The following is a 14,399-nucleotide window of genomic DNA, read 5'->3' as shown; positions in this document are numbered from 1 at the left end:
GAATGCACCCCAAGCGTTTTCCGGCCCACGTCTCCCGTTGGGGCGCCGGGATTGTCATGGCAGTGGCAGCCACTGGACTTGCCTTCATTGCCCATGCCCTGCTTCCCCCCATCCCTGCCATGACAGCCGCTGTAGCGCTGGGTTTGTTAGCTGCAAATATACCGGGCACGGCGGCATGGGCTGCCGGACGCGCCCGCCCGGGCCTGGACTTCGCCGGCAAGCACCACATGCGGGCAGGCATCGTGCTGTTGGGCTTGAAGGTCAGCGTTGTCGATGTCCTCGATCTTGGCTGGTTTGCGCTCGTCCTGATTGCCGCCGTCGTGCTGCTCAGTTTCGCGGGCACCTATGGGCTGGCCCGCCTGGCGAAACTTCCGCGCGAAGGTGCCCTCCTGATAGCAACCGGCTTCTCCATTTGCGGTGCCTCGGCGATCGGAGCCATGGCCGCAGTGCGCCGCATCAAACACCAGGACACCGTCCTGCCCGTTGCCCTGGTGACCCTTTGCGGCACGCTCGCCATCGGCGTCCTGCCCCTGCTCATGCACCCTTTGGGCCTGAGTCCCGAACAATTCGGAGCATGGACCGGCGCCTCCGTACACGACGTCGGCCAAGTAGTCGCGACGGCACAGACCGCCGGCCCGGTAGCGCTGGCTCTCGCCGTCGTCGTGAAACTGACGCGCGTGATCCTGCTGGCCCCCATCGTTGCCGGGGCGGGCCTCACGCAACGATGGTCGATGCGTCGTAAGTCGCGCAACGGCATCGAGGCGAACGACGACGGCGGCAAGTTCCCGCCGGTCGTTCCTCTCTTCGTGCTCGGGTTCATCGCAATGGTGGCCGTCCGTTCCTTGGGCCGGGTGACCCCGGGCGTCCTCGACGCCGCGGGAGGACTCCAGGACATCCTGCTCGCCTCGGCCTTGTTCGGGCTGGGTTCGGCGGTCCGCGTTCGCACGCTGTTGCACACAGGTGGCCGTGCTGCGCTGGTTGCGCTTGGCTCCTGGTTCCTTATCGCCCTGCTGGGCCTGGGCGCCGTCTTCCTCATGATTAGATAGCTGAGTGTCGAATCACAACTTGGCGCGCGCTGAGGCCGCCACCCGTTCAGCCCTGATCAGCACCCACAGCTACGATGTCTCCCTTGACGTCCGCGAAGCCGCCGATGCGGGCGTGCCGGGGTACACAAGCCGCAGCGTCATCAACTTCTCCGCCGAGCCTGGTTCCTCCACGTTCCTGGATTTCATCCACGGTGGCGTCCACAGCGTCTTCCTCAACGGAAAAGGACTCGACGTCGCCGAGGTAGTGGACGGCGCCAGGATCCACCTCAACAATCTCCGGGCCGAAAACCAGGTCAGTGTCACCGGAACCGCCCTTTACAGCCGATCCGGAGAGGGCATGCACCGCTTCGTCGATCCCGCCGACGGGCAGTGCTATCTCTACACGCAATACGAACCGGCGGATGCCCGCCGCGTCTTCGCCAATTTCGAACAGCCGGACCTGAAGGCCGAATTCACCTTCCACGTCATGGCGCCTTCCACCTGGCACGTGGCTTCCAACGGCGCCGAGCTATCCCGCACGCAACTGACGAGCGATCCGGCCACGAGCCGCTGGGACTTCACCACCACCAAGCGGATGTCCACCTACATCACCACCGTCCTCGCCGGTCCCTATTTCCGCGCCACTGACCACTGGAGCAAGACGCTCGACGACGGGACCAGCCTCGAGGTTCCGCTGGCGCTCTATTGCCGCGCATCCATGCACGAGTCCTTCGATGCCGCCGAGCTTTTCCGGCTGACGAAGAACGGCCTGGATTTCTTCAACGAACTTTTCGACTATCCGTACCCGTGGGGCAAGTACGATCAGGCGTTCGTGCCCGAGTACAACCTTGGTGCCATGGAAAATCCCGGCCTGGTCACCTTTACGGAGAAATACGTCTTCACCTCGCGGGCCACCGATGCCCAGTACCAAGCCCGCGCCAACACCCTCATGCACGAGATGGCCCACATGTGGTTCGGAGACCTCGTGACCATGACCTGGTGGGACGATCTCTGGCTCAAGGAATCCTTCGCCGACTACATGGGCACCCTCGGCGTGGACAAGGCCACGGACTGGGACAGTGCCTGGGTGAATTTCGCGAACAAGCGCAAGTCCTGGGCCTACGTGCAGGACCAGTTGCCGACGACCCACCCCATCGTGGCGGACATTCCCGATCTGGAAGCGGCCAAGCAGAACTTCGACGGCATTACCTATGCCAAGGGCGCATCCGTCCTCAAGCAATTGGTGGCCTACGTCGGATTCGAGGCGTTCATTGCCGGCTCGCGACGCTACTTCAAGGATCACGAGTACGGCAACACCTCACTGGCCGACCTCCTCGAAGCCTTGGGCACAGCATCGGGCCGGGACCTTCGAACCTGGGCACGGCAGTGGCTGCAGACCTCGGGGATCTCCACCATTGCAGCCGAGATCTCCGGGAGCGGCGATGCCATGGCGGCAGTCACCCTGCGCCAGGACTCCGTGGACCCCATCACGGGCAAGCAAGAACACCGCGCGCACAGGCTCAGGATCGGTCTCTACAATTTTGACGACGGCGGCCAGTTGCTCCGCACGGAGGGTATCGAGCTGGACCTCCAAGGCGCCGACACCACCGTGGGAGAACTCGCGGGCAAGCCGCGCCCGGCGCTCCTTCTCGTCAACGACGACGACCTCAGCTATGCCAAAGTCCGCCTGGACGCGGGGTCCGAGGCAACAGTACGTTCCTCCTTGGACCGGCTTAGCGATCCTATGGCCCGGGCGTTGTGCTGGACAGCCCTGTGGGATTCAGCGCGCGACGCCGTTACCCCGGCGGCGCTTTACGTCGCCGCCGTCGAACGCTTCGCCCCTGCCGAGTCAGGAATCGGAGTCCTCCTCAACGTTCTGGGCAACGCCGTGACCGCCGCCGAACGCTACGTCCCGGCCCCGCAACGGAACGATGTCCGGGAAAGCCTGATGGCGGGCAGCGCGATGCAGCTGCGGACCTCCGAACCGGGTTCCGACCAGCAGCTTGCTTGGGCAAGGACCCTGGCAGAGTTGTCGCGCCATGACGGCGCCTACGTCGAGTTCTTCCGCGGCATTCTCTCCGGAAGCGTCATAGTGGACGGCCTGACGGTGGATGCGGATCTCCGGTGGAGCCTATGGCAAGCATTGGCAGCCAACGGAGCGGCCGTGCTATCGGAATTGGATGCCGAACTCGCCCTCGACCACACCGCGGCCGGACGCGAAGGCCATGCACTGGCCGCAGCTGCCCGTCCCGATGCTGCCGTCAAGACGGCCGCATGGAATGCCGCAGTCAACGACACCGGGCTCTCCAACGAGATTCTGAGCGCGACAATCGCAGGTTTCTCCCTTGCCCCGTCAGGGCTCCTGGACGGCTTCACGGAACCGTACTTCGACTGCCTGGAGGATGTCTGGCAGTCCCGGAGCATCGAGATCGCGGGCAGGATTGTGCGGGGCCTGTTCCCCGCGGCCCAGGATCTGCACGCCGGAATGGCTCCGGCAGATCATCCGGTGCTTCGGCGCACGGACGATTGGCTCAGCGCCCATACGGAAGCTCCACGGGCGCTCCGGCGCATCGTCATTGAGCAGCGCAGCCATTTGTTCCGCGCCCTGACGGCCCAAGCCGCCGGTGCTTCGCAGCAAGAAGCCGGAGCGCTGCAGCAGGGCTGACGCAGGAGCCGGCGATCCGGCGTTGAACCTGGGGATCGCCGGCGTCGTCTTTAGATGCAAGCCCGGCGCTCCGCATGGGCCTTTCTTGAGGACGGTTACCATGAAGTTTCCTCGCCCCGTGCTTGCCGTCGCAGCGCTGGGCACCAGCCTTTTGCTCGGAGCCTGCTTCGGCGGACAGCCGGCCGCTCCGGTGCCTGCAAGCCCACCGGCGAGCACCACGCCCGCCCCAAGCACGCCGTCACCTTCACCGACAGCGACGCCGCTCACTCCACCCACCACAGTCCCGCCAGCCACGGTTCCACCCGCCTCAGTTCCACCAGCCGCAGTCCCGCCGGCGGTTCCGCCCCCTCTGCAGGCCCCACCCGCTGCCCCGCCAGCGGTCGTTCCGCCACCGGTACAGGCGCCGCCAGCCGTAGTCCGGCCGCCGGCACCGGCACCACCGCACATGGTTCCGCCGCCCCCGCGGCACCCTAACGGCGGCGACCGCGACGGCGACGATAACGGCGGACCGGACGACGGCGATGGAAACCGGTAGCGCTTCGCCTCGCCACAGAACAACGCCGGCCCGCCATGGAACAACGCTGTTCGCCGGTCTCTCCCTGGGCACAGCTGCGATGATGGCCGTCGCGGCTTGCAGTTCCGCTGTTCAAAGCCCGGCGCCTCACACCGTTCAGTCCGCGGAAGCGCCGTTCGCGTGGTTCAACGCAGCAGCGGCCCCGGCAGGGTGGAAAACCATGGAACTTCCGGACGGCACGGGGGTCCTGTCGGTCCCACCCGATGCCAGCCCCGCCGAAAGCGACCCCGGCAGCGTGTCCGCGACTGTCTCGTCCTCAACGGGCGAACTGCGGATATACCTCAACGCCACACCCCGGCAGGGCAGCGAGGCGCTGGACAATTGGAACACCTTCAGGCTCGATCACCTGGCGGATGAGAACTCCTCGTCGCCCAGCAAAATCGCTGAGCGAACCGGAATGGCTTTCCGCGGAGGCACGGGTTCCTGCGTGGAGGACAGCTATGTGACCCACGTCGGCAACAACCGCTACCGTGAGATAGCTTGCCTCGTAGCGGGCAGCAGGGGCAGCAGCGTCCTCATCGTCGCGGCTCCCGCCGATTCATGGCCGCTCTACGGTCCGGTCATGGAACAGGCAGTGGATGCGTATCGGGCGGAGTAACTAGGGAACACGGTGCAGCCATTCTTCGGTACCGAACTTTGACTGCACCCGCTCCCGGGCTGTTGCCAATTCGGCGTCGGTGATGCGGGACTCCGCGGCGCCGTAGCGCTCGGTGAAGACCTCCTGCATGGCTTTGATGATCTCGGTCCGCGCCAAGCCGGTTTGCCGCCGGAGCGGGTCCACGCGCTTCTTTGCACTGCGGGTGCCTTTGTCGGAGAGCTTTTCCTTGCCGATGCGCAAGACCTCGACCATCTTGTCGGCGTCGATGTCATAGCTCATGGTGACGTGGTGCAGCATGCCGCCGTTGGCGAGTCGCTTTTGCGCGGCACCGCCGATCTTTCCCTGCTCGGTGGCGATGTCATTGAGCGGGACGTAGAACGCGGTAATGCCCAGTTTCTCCAGGGCAGCCATGACCCACGCGTCCAGGAACGCGTAGGAATCGGCAAAGCTGATGCCATCCACCAGGCTCTGCGGCACATAGAGCGAATAGGTGATGCAGTTTCCGGCCTCCATGAACATGGCTCCCCCGCCGCTGATGCGGCGGACCACCGTGATGCCGTGGCGCGCGACGCCGTCGGGATCCACCTCGTTGCGGAACGACTGGAAGCTGCCGATCACCACCGACGGCTCTTCCCAGTCCCAGAAACGCAAAGTGGGGTTGCGGAGTCCGGCCCCGACCTGCTCCGTGAGGACCTCGTCCAGCGCTACGTTGAGGCGTGTGGGAAGGACCGACGGCGGGATGACCTCCCACTGGTGATCCGCCCAGCCGCTGGCCTTGGACAGGGCCCTGCGGACAGCAACGGCGACGGCGTCGGCGGAAAAGCCGAACAAGACCGAGTCGGCAGGCAGCGCGGCGGAGACGGCAGCGGAAATCTCGGCCGGCGTCGAACTTTCCGGAAGGCCCGTGAGCGCGCGGTTAATGTCCATCAGGGCCTCGTCCGGTTCCAGGAAGAAGTCGCCGCTGAGCGAGACGTTCGCGAACCGCCCGTCCACGAGGTCGAGGTCAACAACGACGAGTTTTCCGCCGGGGACCTTGTATTCGCCATGGAGCCGGGGTTCGCCATGTTGGAATGCCATGCTGGAAGTCATGGTTTCCATCCTGCCGGAAAACGCAAAAGCCCGCAGCCACCGAAGGTACGGCGGGTGCGGGCTTTCACAGAAGCTTGGAGGTGAAGTTGATTACTTCTTGCCGCCGAAGCCCTTGAAGCGAGCGTTGAAGCGCTCGACGCGGCCTGCAGAGTCCATGATGCGCTGCTTGCCCGTGTAGAACGGGTGGGACTCCGAGGAGATTTCGACGTCGATGACCGGGTAGGTGTTGCCGTCTTCCCACTCGATGGTCTTGGAAGAAGACACGGTGGACTTGGTCAGGAACTTGACGCCGGAAGCCAGGTCGTTGAATACAACAGCTTCGTACTTCGGGTGGATATCAGACTTCATAATGGGACCTTTTGTTCACGCAGCTGGATTTTGCCAGCTGCCAGGTATGAATGGATTTGGTCCGCGCACTGAAAACGGATACCCAGTGCCGGGCCAACAATCAATCATAGCGGAAACCGCACCTTGCTTGAACCAGCCACGTCAGGTTCGGGGGCGCAGTTCCCAGAAAGCCACGGCAGAGGCGGCAGCGACGTTGAGCGAGTCGACGCCGGCGCGCATGGGAATCTTTACCGCGAGGTCGACGGCGGAGAGCGTCTCCGGGCTCATGCCCGCGCCTTCGGTGCCGAGCACGAGGGCGAGCTTTCCGGGGTTGCTGGCGGCAAGCTCGTCGAGGTCCACTGCGTCGTCAGTCAGCTCCATGGCGGCGACGGTGAAGCCCTGCTCCTTGAGCCGTTCAAGGTCGCCGGGCCAGGACTCCAGCCGTGCCCAGGGAACCTGGAACACGGTGCCCATGCTCACCCGGACGCTACGACGGTACAGAGGGTCGCCGCAACGCGGGGACACCAGCACCGCGTCCACTCCGAGCGCGGCCGCGGAACGGAAGATCGCGCCGACATTCGTATGGTCGACGACGTCCTCCAACACAGCCACGCGGTGTGCCCCGGCGAGAAGTTCCTCGAGGGGAACCGGCGCCGGGCGATGCATGGCAGCCATGGCACCCCGATGCAAATGGAATCCCGTGATTTCCTCAAGCAGGGAAGCCTTGCCGATGTAGACCGGCACCTCGGGGAACTGTTGGAAAACGTCGTCGAGATCTTCCAGCCATTTCTCCGCCAGGAAGAAGGATCGGGGCCGATGGCCGGCCGAGAGGGCACGCCGCAAGACCCGTGACGATTCGGCGATGTACATGCCCTCCGCGGGCTCGCGGAGCTTGCGGAGGTGGACATCCGTCAGTTGTGTGTAGTCGGAAACGCGCGGGTCGTCGGCGGACTCAAGGTAGTGGAAAGTCACGGGTTGCTATTTCAGCAGGTTGGCGATCATGAAGCCGAGGGCCACGATGCCGAGCGCGAAGATCACGATGCGCAGCGCGAGGGGCTTCAGGCGCCGTCCCACTTTGGAGCCCACCAGTCCGCCGATCAATGAACTGACCGCAATGACTGCCACGACCGGCCATTCGATCCGGCCAAAGGCAAACAGGAGGTAGGAGCACGCTGCCACCACGTTGACGGCCAGCACCAGGATGTTCTTCATGGCGTTGGCGTTCTGGATGGTGCCGGTCATGAAGACACCCAGAATGCCGACGAGCAGGATTCCCTGGGCAGCCACGAAATATCCGCCATAGACCCCGGCGAGGTACACCAACACCACGAGGATCACGGTGTGCCGTTTGTCGTGGATGGCGTGCTCCGGGTTGCCGGCCCGGTCCTGGACCCACCGTTGGAGTTTGGGCTGGAAGAGCACCATGAGCAGCGCGACCACGATCAAGATCGGAGCGGCGTAGTAGAAAACCTTCTCCGGGAGGTGGAGCAACAGCCAGGCACCCGTGATGCCGCCAATTAGCGATGCCGGCAAGAGCCTGAGCAACTGCCGGCCCCTGCCCCGGAGTTCGTGGCGGTAGCCCCAGGCCCCTGTCATGTTGCCTGCCACGAGGCCCATGGCGTTGCTGATGGTCGCCGTGACAGGTGCGTAGCCCAGGGCGATAAGGACCGGGAACGTCACGAGCGTGCCCGAGCCAACCACGCTGTTGATGGTTCCGGCCCACAAGCCCGCGAAAAAGATCAGGATGCCGTTAAGGATCTCCATTGCTTCTCGCTGCCCCGGCCTAGCGGCGGGCGGTGGCCGTGTAGCGGCCGGAGTTTTCGGTCACGTCCAGGGGCAGGCCGAAGGTGTTGCTGAGGTGTTCTGCGGTCAGGACTTCCTCGATGGGTCCCGCGGCAACCACCCCGCCGTCGCGAAGCAGCATGGCGTGGGTGAACCCCGGAGGAACTTCTTCAAGGTGGTGCGTCACGAGAACCATGGCGGGAGCATCCTCGTCGCGGGCGAGCTCGCCGAGCTTGTGGACGAGCTCTTCCCGTCCGCCAAGGTCCAGGCCGGCGGCAGGCTCGTCGAGCAGGAGCAGCTCGGGATCGGTCATGAGGGCCCGCGCGATCTGCACGCGCTTGCGCTCGCCTTCGGAAAGCGAGGAGAAAGAGCGGTTCAGCAGCGGCCCCATCCCCCACTCGTTGAGGAGGCCGAATGCCCTGCGCTCGTCGTCGCGCTCGTATCCCTCGCGCCAGCGGCCGGTCACGCCGTAGGCAGCGGTGACCACAACATTCAGCACGTTTTCCTGCTCCGGGATCTGGCTGGCCAGGGCCGCGGAGGAAAGGCCGATGCGCGGACGGAGCTCAAAGACGTCCACCCGGCCCAGCGTCTCGTCAAGGATCCCGGCTTTCCCGCTCGTGGGATGCATCCGGGCGGCGGCGATCTGGAGCAGAGTGGTCTTGCCGGCACCGTTGGGACCGAGGATGACCCAGCGTTCGCCTTCATTGACCTGCCAGTCAACCTTGTCCAGCAGGGTCTTGGTACCTCGGACAACGCTGACGGAAGCCAATTCAAGAACATCACTCATAGAAGTAGACACTAGGACAAAAATAGGGGCGATAGATAACCGGAACTTCGGTCACACTGTTTGCGAGCCGCCATGAATGAAACACGAGTTCGGGCGGCGGTTCCGCGCTCGCTAAGATTGCAGCCATGAGTTCGAACTTGACCGCGGTCAGCTATGGCGTGAATTTGTCCCTTTCGGAGCTTGAACACCTGCGAAAGGTGCTGTCCGGCTCGGGGGCTTCCTTAACGTCGGAGTCGCGCTCGGGGGACGATCGCTTTGGGGTCTACACCATTAGTCTGGCCGTTGACGGGGCTACCGTCGCCGACTTGTCAGGCCTCCGGCGCAGGGTCGCCGACGCCGCAGCACCGGGCATGGACACCGCGATCGTCGCCGACGCGCTGCGTGACGCTTCACGCAAGCTGCTGATCATGGACGTGGACTCCACCCTGATCCAGCAGGAAGTCATCGAACTGCTGGCCGCGCACGCCGGCAAACGCGAAGAAGTGGCGGCCGTGACGGAGGCCGCGATGCGCGGCGAACTGGACTTCGCGCAAAGCCTCCACGCCCGGGTGGCGGTCCTCGCAGGCCTGCCGGCCGCCGTCGTCGACGCCGTCCGTGCCGAGGTGCGCCTGAGCGAGGGCGCCGCGGAACTCGTGGCTGCTTTCAAGGCCGCCGGCCACGCGGTGGCAGTCGTGTCCGGCGGCTTCAACCAAATCCTCCGGCCCATCGCGGAGGAACTCGGGCTGGACTACTGGATCGCAAATGAACTTGAAATCGTTGACGGCTTCCTCACGGGCAAGGTTCTTGGCGACGTCATCGACCGCGCCGCCAAGGAGAAGTACCTTCGCGAGTGGGCGGCCGCAGAGGGAATCGACCTGGAGCACACCATTGCGGTGGGCGACGGCGCGAATGACCTCGACATGCTGGGCGCGGCGGGCATCGGTGTCGCGTTCAACGCCAAGCCTGCCGTCCGGGCGGTAGCTGATGCCGCCATCAATATGCCGTACCTGGACGCGGTCCGGCATATCGCCGGCGTTTAGCCCGAAGTCATGCGCCATGAAAAAGCGGCCCGGGACTGAGTATTTCAGACAGTCCCGGGCCGCTTCTTCATGCACCAAATAATGTCAGGCGCTCTTGTCGAAGTAGTCGGCGCCGCCGACGTACTCGGTGTGGCCGCTCTCGACGTCGGCCGTGACCATCTTTGCCACCTCGGCGGCGAATTCCTCCACCGAGTACAGCTTGCCGGCCTCGGCCCGGCGGGCCTCAATGGCGCCCGGGTTGGAGCGGTCCAGCAGGGTCGCCGTCACGGTGCCCTCAATCATGTCGCCGGAAACCACCACGAGCGAGATGCCCTTGTCGGCCAGGTTCGGGAGCAGTTCCCGCAATGCGACTTCGCCGGCGCGCTTGCTGCGGGCAACGGGCTCGTACTCGGGCATAGTGGGAACAGTCTCGACGAAGTGCGCCTGGTGGCTCGTGACGAAGACCACGCGGGAACCCTCCGGCATCAGCGGGACAGCGGCGTTGAGCATGTTGATCTGGGCATCACGGTTCAGCTTGAGGGCGTAGTCCTCCTCCATGCCGGACTCCATGCCGCCGGAAGCGTTGAGCACGAGGACGTTCAGCGAACCGAATTGCTCCATGGCCGCGCTGGCCAGCGCCTGGACGCCTTCCTGGGTGGTCAGGTCCGCACCGACGGCTACGGCACGGCCGCCGGCCGCCTGGATCTCGCCCACTACCTTGTTGGCCCGGGGGGCCTTCTGGCGGTAGTTGACGACGACGGCAGCGCCCTCGCCAGCCAGGATCTTGGCTACTTCAGCGCCGATGCCGCGTGAAGAACCGGTGACGATTGCCGTCTTGTTGTCCAGCAGTCCCATTCGTGCTCCTTTATTCAAAACGTCCAACTTGTTCAAAACATCCAAGTTCTATTAGTCCCGAGTCAATCATGCCAGCGGGATTCCCGATTTCGCTTGTGGGTTCCCCACAAGAACCGCAGGGCACGTTTTGGCGCTCGGCCTGCACCCCGTCCAGCGAAAGGAGGCCCTAGTGGCCCATGCCCAGGCCGCCATCCACGGGGATGACAGCACCGGAAATGTATGCGGCTTCGTCACTGGCAATCCAGCGGACCACGTTGGCGACCTCGGAAGCCTCGGCAAAGCGGCCGGCCGGAACACTCGCCAAATACGCCTTCTGGGTGTCTTCGGGAAGCTCGGCGGTCATGTCCGTGTTGATGAAACCCGGTGCCACCACGTTCGCTGTGATGCCCCGGCTGCCAAGTTCCCGGGTGAGGGAACGGGCGATGCCCACCATGCCCGCCTTCGAGGCCGAGTAGTTGATCTGTCCCGGGGCGCCGTAGAGGCCCGACACGGAAGAGATCAGCACGACCCGGCCCTTGCGCATGCGGATCATGCCCTTCGAGGCCCGCTTGATGACCCGGAAGGCACCTGTGAGGTTGGTGTCGATGACAGAAGTGAAGTCGTCCTCGCTCATGCGCAAAAGGAGCGTGTCCTTGGTGATGCCGGCGTTGGCTACCAAAACCTCAACCGGCCCGTGGGCAGCCTCGACTTCCTTGAACGCGGCGTCAAGCGAGGCCTCGTCGGTCACATCGGCCTTGACGCCAAGGATGCCCTCGGGAAGGGGCGTTTCGCTGCGGTACGTCACGGCAACCTTGTCGCCGTTGGCGAGGAATGACTCTGCGATAGCCAGGCCGATGCCGCGGTTTCCGCCCGTAATGAGGACACTGCGGGCGGTTGATACTGCTTCAGACATGCTGCTCTCCAGAGTTCTGCGGCAGCACTGTGCCGCTTGAAAGTGGGTGATTTCCTGCATCGATCTTAGCTGCCGGGAGCCCCTGGCCGCGGGTAGCTGCGCCCGGCGCGGTTTGGGCGGCCCGTTCCGGGGTGAGAGAATTGAGGGAAGCCTTTGGAGCGTGATGAATCAGCCGTGACAAGAGATAGCAGTCCCCTGCAGGCGCCCGGGGACCCGGACGCCGTTTCAGGTGACCCCGTGGTGCACAGCATTACCGACGCCGCTGCCGCCCACTCGGACGACATGCGCGAACGAATGATCAAGTACGCCGTGGCCATGGGTATCCGCTTGGTGTGCCTCCTCCTCATTTTCGTGGTCGATGGTTGGTTCAAGATCATCGCCGTCGCAGGGGCCGTGTTCCTGCCCTGGATTGCCGTAGTGATCGCCAATGGCAGCGACAAAGCCGAAGTCCACAGCGATGCCTTGCTGGACTACGTCCCGGCCGTGGAGCTGGAAGCGTCACCTTCAGAAGAAGGGGAGCCGCCCGCGGCGCCCGTCACCGTCTTGGAGGGCGAACTCATCGACGACGCCACCCGCCAGGACGTTTCCCGCCCGGAACCAGCCGACAACAACGGCGCCGGCAAGCGCCAATATCCGCTCGGCGGGGAAGAGCAGGCGGCTTCATGAATATCTTCACTATGGGCGGCCTTGGGCTGGAGAATGAGGAGCATGCCGGCCCGGGCGGGACGCCTCCGGCTGTCTGCTCACGCAAGGCGTGCCGCGCCGAGGCTACGTGGCAGCTCCTGTGGAACAATCCCCGCATCCACACTCCCGAGCGCCGTAAGGTGTGGCTGTCCTGCGGGGAACACCGGGGATGGTTGGAGGACTACCTGCAGACCCGCGGCCTTTGGAAAGAGACAATACCGTTCGCGAAGACCACTGACCCAGGCGAGGCCCGCTGAATGTACCGCTTTCTTTTTTCCAGCAAGTGGCTGGGCTATTTCGTCCTGGCCGTGATCTTCGCCACCGGTTGCGTGTTGCTGGGCCGCTGGCAAATGGACCGCAGGGCCGAGACGTTGGCCGAGATCAACCGCGTGGTCACCAACTACTCGGCCACTCCCGTTCCGTTTTCCGCCGCCAAGGCGGAATTCCGGTCCTTGGATCCCGAACGGGAATGGACGCAGGTGGAGCTGCATGGAAGCTATGACGTTTCGGGCCAACGCGTCGTCCGTAACCGTCCCCTCAACGGCCAGCCCGGGTACGAAGTCGTGGTCCCGTTCCGGTTGTCGAGCGGCGAAGCCGTGGTGATTGACCGCGGGTGGTTGCCCATCGGAAACAAGACTCCCGGCCACCCCGACAGCATCCCGGCCCCGCCGGCCGGCGAGGTCACCGTCGTCGCCCGCTTGAAGGCCTCGGAACCGGATCTGGGCCGCGGCGCCGTGGACGGCCAGCTGGCATCGATCGATCTTCCTTCCTACGCCACGGAGCTTGGCTATCCCCTCATGACCGGCGCCTACGGGCAGCTCGCCACAGAGTCGCCCGCCGTCCAGATGATGCCCGCGCCGTTCGCCAAGCCGGCCACAGACGAGGGCACCCACCTCTCCTACTCCTTGCAGTGGTTCGCCTTCGGCGTGCTGATGTTCGTCGGTTTCGGCTACGCGGCCAGGCAACAGGCCCGCAACGCCCGGATTGATGCCGAGGACGAGGAAGAAGAAATCAGTGCGATGCCTCGTCGCAAGGCACCAGCGCCACGGAAATCAAAGCGGCCAACGGCCGAAGAAGAGGAAGACGCAATCCTGGATGCACAAGGCTACTGAAACGGTCCCGGCCCCGGTGCTGAACGTGAAGTCGGCCCTGACCGCGGCCGGCGCCCAAGACACGGTGCGCACCTTCGACGACGATGTCCCCACAGCCGCTGCGGCAGCTTCCTTGCTGGGTTGCGATATTGCGGCGATCGCCAACAGCCTGGTCTTCGAGCTTAACGGAGCTCCCCTGCTGATTCTCGCGAGCGGGGCCGCGAAGGTGGACACCGCCTTGGTCGCTGCCTCCTTGGGGACAGCCAGGATCCGCCGGGCCAGCCCGGACTTCGTCTTGGAGCACACCGGCCAGGCCGTGGGCGGCGTGGCTCCCCTTGGACACCCGCAGCCCATACGGACCATCCTCGACATTTCGCTCCAGGAGCATCCACTGCTCTGGGCCGGCGCAGGTGACCATAACTCGATGTTCTCCATCAGTTACAGCGAACTCCAGCGGATTACGGCCGCCCAGCCCCTGAAGGTCCGCTGAGCCGGTAGTCCGCCGGGTCATTGATCCGGCAGGTCATTGATCCGCTGCGGCCGAGGGCTAGGCTGTGAGCATGGCTGAATACACCTACGTCACGTACATCGAAGGATCCCCGGACCAGATTTGGACGGCACTGACGGACGCAGCCCAAAGCGCTGAGTACTGGGGCCACTCCAATGTCTCGGACTGGAAGGCAGGTTCACGCTGGGAACACCGGCGCACGGATGGCTCCGGAACCGCCGACGTCGTGGGAACCATCCTGGAAGCAACGCCGCCGGCGCGCCTCGTGAACACGTGGGAGGATCCCGCGGTTCCAGCGGTGGTGAAGCCCGACGTCGTCACCTTCACCATCGAATCACATGACGGTATTGCCCGGCTTACCGTCCATCACAGGAACATCGCCGACGACGAACAGTTGGCGATTGCAGGCCGCGGCTGGTCGGCGGTCATGTCCAATTTGAAAAGCTATATTGAACTTGGCCGCCCACTTGCCTCTGTGCCGTGGGAAATGCCCTGACGGGGTGGGAAATGCCCTGACCCGCACC

At 64.4% G+C, this 14,399-nt stretch carries 16 protein-coding genes; 9 read left to right on the top strand and 7 right to left on the bottom strand.

Going from position 1 to position 14,399, the window contains the following annotated elements:
• The first annotated feature begins 2 nt into the window (after positions 1-2).
• The 3 genes from ABD742_RS09280 (at position 3) to ABD742_RS09270 (ending at position 4,862) form a co-directional block, all read left to right on the top strand.
• A complete protein-coding gene (locus tag ABD742_RS09280) occupies positions 3-1,046 on the top strand; it encodes a YeiH family protein (protein ID WP_234749364.1) in 1,044 nt (347 codons plus the stop codon).
• A 4-nt stretch (positions 1,047-1,050) separates the two neighbouring features.
• The gene (gene pepN, locus ABD742_RS09275; protein WP_234749366.1) at positions 1,051-3,690 is read left to right on the top strand and encodes an aminopeptidase N; all 2,640 of its coding nucleotides are present in this window, start codon (positions 1,051-1,053) and stop codon (positions 3,688-3,690) included.
• Between the two features lie 521 nt (positions 3,691-4,211).
• Positions 4,212-4,862, top strand: coding sequence for a hypothetical protein (locus ABD742_RS09270; RefSeq protein WP_234749370.1), 651 nt, complete (start codon positions 4,212-4,214; stop codon positions 4,860-4,862).
• On the opposite strand, the gene lplAB is transcribed toward ABD742_RS09270, so the two are convergent.
• The 5 genes from lplAB to ABD742_RS09245 all read right to left on the bottom strand — a co-directional run bounded on the left by lplAB (position 4,863) and on the right by ABD742_RS09245 (position 8,847).
• Positions 4,863-5,960, bottom strand: a complete 1,098-nt coding sequence (gene lplAB, locus ABD742_RS09265; RefSeq protein ID WP_372460898.1) for a lipoate-protein ligase LplAB — start codon at positions 5,958-5,960, stop codon at positions 4,863-4,865.
• Positions 5,961-6,041: 81 nt separating this feature from the next.
• Positions 6,042-6,299, bottom strand: coding sequence for a type B 50S ribosomal protein L31 (locus tag ABD742_RS09260; RefSeq protein WP_009358283.1), 258 nt, complete (start codon positions 6,297-6,299; stop codon positions 6,042-6,044).
• 141 nt (positions 6,300-6,440) lie between these two features.
• The gene (locus ABD742_RS09255) at positions 6,441-7,250 is read right to left on the bottom strand and encodes a TrmH family RNA methyltransferase (protein WP_234749375.1); all 810 of its coding nucleotides are present in this window, start codon (positions 7,248-7,250) and stop codon (positions 6,441-6,443) included.
• A gap of 6 nt (positions 7,251-7,256) precedes the next feature.
• Entirely contained in the window at positions 7,257-8,042 is a 786-nt protein-coding gene (locus ABD742_RS09250) for a sulfite exporter TauE/SafE family protein (RefSeq protein WP_234749377.1), read from the bottom strand.
• 19 nt (positions 8,043-8,061) lie between these two features.
• Positions 8,062-8,847 carry an ABC transporter ATP-binding protein gene (locus ABD742_RS09245; RefSeq protein WP_234749380.1) on the bottom strand — a complete coding sequence of 262 codons (786 nt, stop codon included), beginning with the start codon at positions 8,845-8,847 and terminating at the stop codon, positions 8,062-8,064.
• Between the two features lie 125 nt (positions 8,848-8,972).
• On the opposite strand from ABD742_RS09245, the gene serB reads away from it, so the two are divergent.
• Positions 8,973-9,866: a phosphoserine phosphatase SerB gene (gene serB / locus ABD742_RS09240; protein WP_234749383.1), complete on the top strand. Its 894-nt coding sequence runs from the start codon at positions 8,973-8,975 to the stop codon at positions 9,864-9,866.
• 84 nt (positions 9,867-9,950) lie between these two features.
• On the opposite strand, the gene ABD742_RS09235 is transcribed toward serB, so the two are convergent.
• Positions 9,951-10,700, bottom strand: coding sequence for an SDR family oxidoreductase (locus tag ABD742_RS09235; protein WP_234749386.1), 750 nt, complete (start codon positions 10,698-10,700; stop codon positions 9,951-9,953).
• 166 nt (positions 10,701-10,866) lie between these two features.
• Positions 10,867-11,592 (bottom strand): beta-ketoacyl-ACP reductase, encoded by a 726-nt coding sequence (locus ABD742_RS09230; protein WP_234749389.1) that lies wholly within the window; start codon positions 11,590-11,592, stop codon positions 10,867-10,869.
• Between the two features lie 153 nt (positions 11,593-11,745).
• Between ABD742_RS09230 and ABD742_RS09225 the strand changes: the two genes are divergently transcribed.
• From ABD742_RS09225 to ABD742_RS09205, 5 genes are all read left to right on the top strand, one after another.
• Entirely contained in the window at positions 11,746-12,258 is a 513-nt protein-coding gene (locus tag ABD742_RS09225) for a DUF3099 domain-containing protein (RefSeq protein WP_234749392.1), read from the top strand.
• Complete coding sequence (locus ABD742_RS09220) at positions 12,255-12,533, top strand: hypothetical protein (RefSeq protein ID WP_234749395.1); 279 nt, start codon at positions 12,255-12,257, stop codon at positions 12,531-12,533. Before ABD742_RS09225 ends, ABD742_RS09220 begins: the two co-directional genes overlap by 4 nt.
• Positions 12,534-13,388: an SURF1 family cytochrome oxidase biogenesis protein gene (locus ABD742_RS09215; RefSeq protein WP_234749397.1), complete on the top strand. Its 855-nt coding sequence runs from the start codon at positions 12,534-12,536 to the stop codon at positions 13,386-13,388.
• Positions 13,372-13,857 (top strand): YbaK/EbsC family protein, encoded by a 486-nt coding sequence (locus ABD742_RS09210; RefSeq protein WP_234749399.1) that lies wholly within the window; start codon positions 13,372-13,374, stop codon positions 13,855-13,857. The genes ABD742_RS09215 and ABD742_RS09210 overlap by 17 nt, the downstream gene beginning before the upstream one ends.
• Before the next feature lie 70 nt (positions 13,858-13,927).
• Positions 13,928-14,371: an SRPBCC domain-containing protein gene (locus tag ABD742_RS09205; RefSeq protein WP_234749403.1), complete on the top strand. Its 444-nt coding sequence runs from the start codon at positions 13,928-13,930 to the stop codon at positions 14,369-14,371.
• Positions 14,372-14,399 lie beyond the last annotated feature (28 nt).

It is taken from the genome of Arthrobacter ramosus (assembly GCF_039535095.1).
GTDB lineage: Bacteria > Actinomycetota > Actinomycetes > Actinomycetales > Micrococcaceae > Arthrobacter > Arthrobacter ramosus.
Note: the sequence above shows the minus strand (reverse complement) of the source record. Positions and strands in the feature narration are given on the sequence as shown.

Bases quoted from the DNA above. Each gene is read 5' to 3' on its own strand.
- ABD742_RS09280 (WP_234749364.1), top strand. From the start codon at position 3: ATGCACCCCAAGCGTTTTCCGGCCCACGTCTCCCGTTGGGGCGCCGGG.
- ABD742_RS09270 (WP_234749370.1), top strand. From the start codon at position 4,212: ATGGAAACCGGTAGCGCTTCGCCTCGCCACAGAACAACGCCGGCCCGC.
- lplAB (WP_372460898.1), bottom strand. From the start codon at position 5,960: ATGGAAACCATGACTTCCAGCATGGCATTCCAACATGGCGAACCCCGG.
- ABD742_RS09260 (WP_009358283.1), bottom strand. From the start codon at position 6,299: ATGAAGTCTGATATCCACCCGAAGTACGAAGCTGTTGTATTCAACGAC.
- ABD742_RS09250 (WP_234749377.1), bottom strand. From the start codon at position 8,042: ATGGAGATCCTTAACGGCATCCTGATCTTTTTCGCGGGCTTGTGGGCC.
- ABD742_RS09245 (WP_234749380.1), bottom strand. From the start codon at position 8,847: ATGAGTGATGTTCTTGAATTGGCTTCCGTCAGCGTTGTCCGAGGTACC.
- serB (WP_234749383.1), top strand. From the start codon at position 8,973: ATGAGTTCGAACTTGACCGCGGTCAGCTATGGCGTGAATTTGTCCCTT.
- ABD742_RS09235 (WP_234749386.1), bottom strand. From the start codon at position 10,700: ATGGGACTGCTGGACAACAAGACGGCAATCGTCACCGGTTCTTCACGC.
- ABD742_RS09230 (WP_234749389.1), bottom strand. From the start codon at position 11,592: ATGTCTGAAGCAGTATCAACCGCCCGCAGTGTCCTCATTACGGGCGGA.
- ABD742_RS09220 (WP_234749395.1), top strand. From the start codon at position 12,255: ATGAATATCTTCACTATGGGCGGCCTTGGGCTGGAGAATGAGGAGCAT.
- ABD742_RS09215 (WP_234749397.1), top strand. From the start codon at position 12,534: ATGTACCGCTTTCTTTTTTCCAGCAAGTGGCTGGGCTATTTCGTCCTG.
- ABD742_RS09210 (WP_234749399.1), top strand. From the start codon at position 13,372: ATGCACAAGGCTACTGAAACGGTCCCGGCCCCGGTGCTGAACGTGAAG.
- ABD742_RS09205 (WP_234749403.1), top strand. From the start codon at position 13,928: ATGGCTGAATACACCTACGTCACGTACATCGAAGGATCCCCGGACCAG.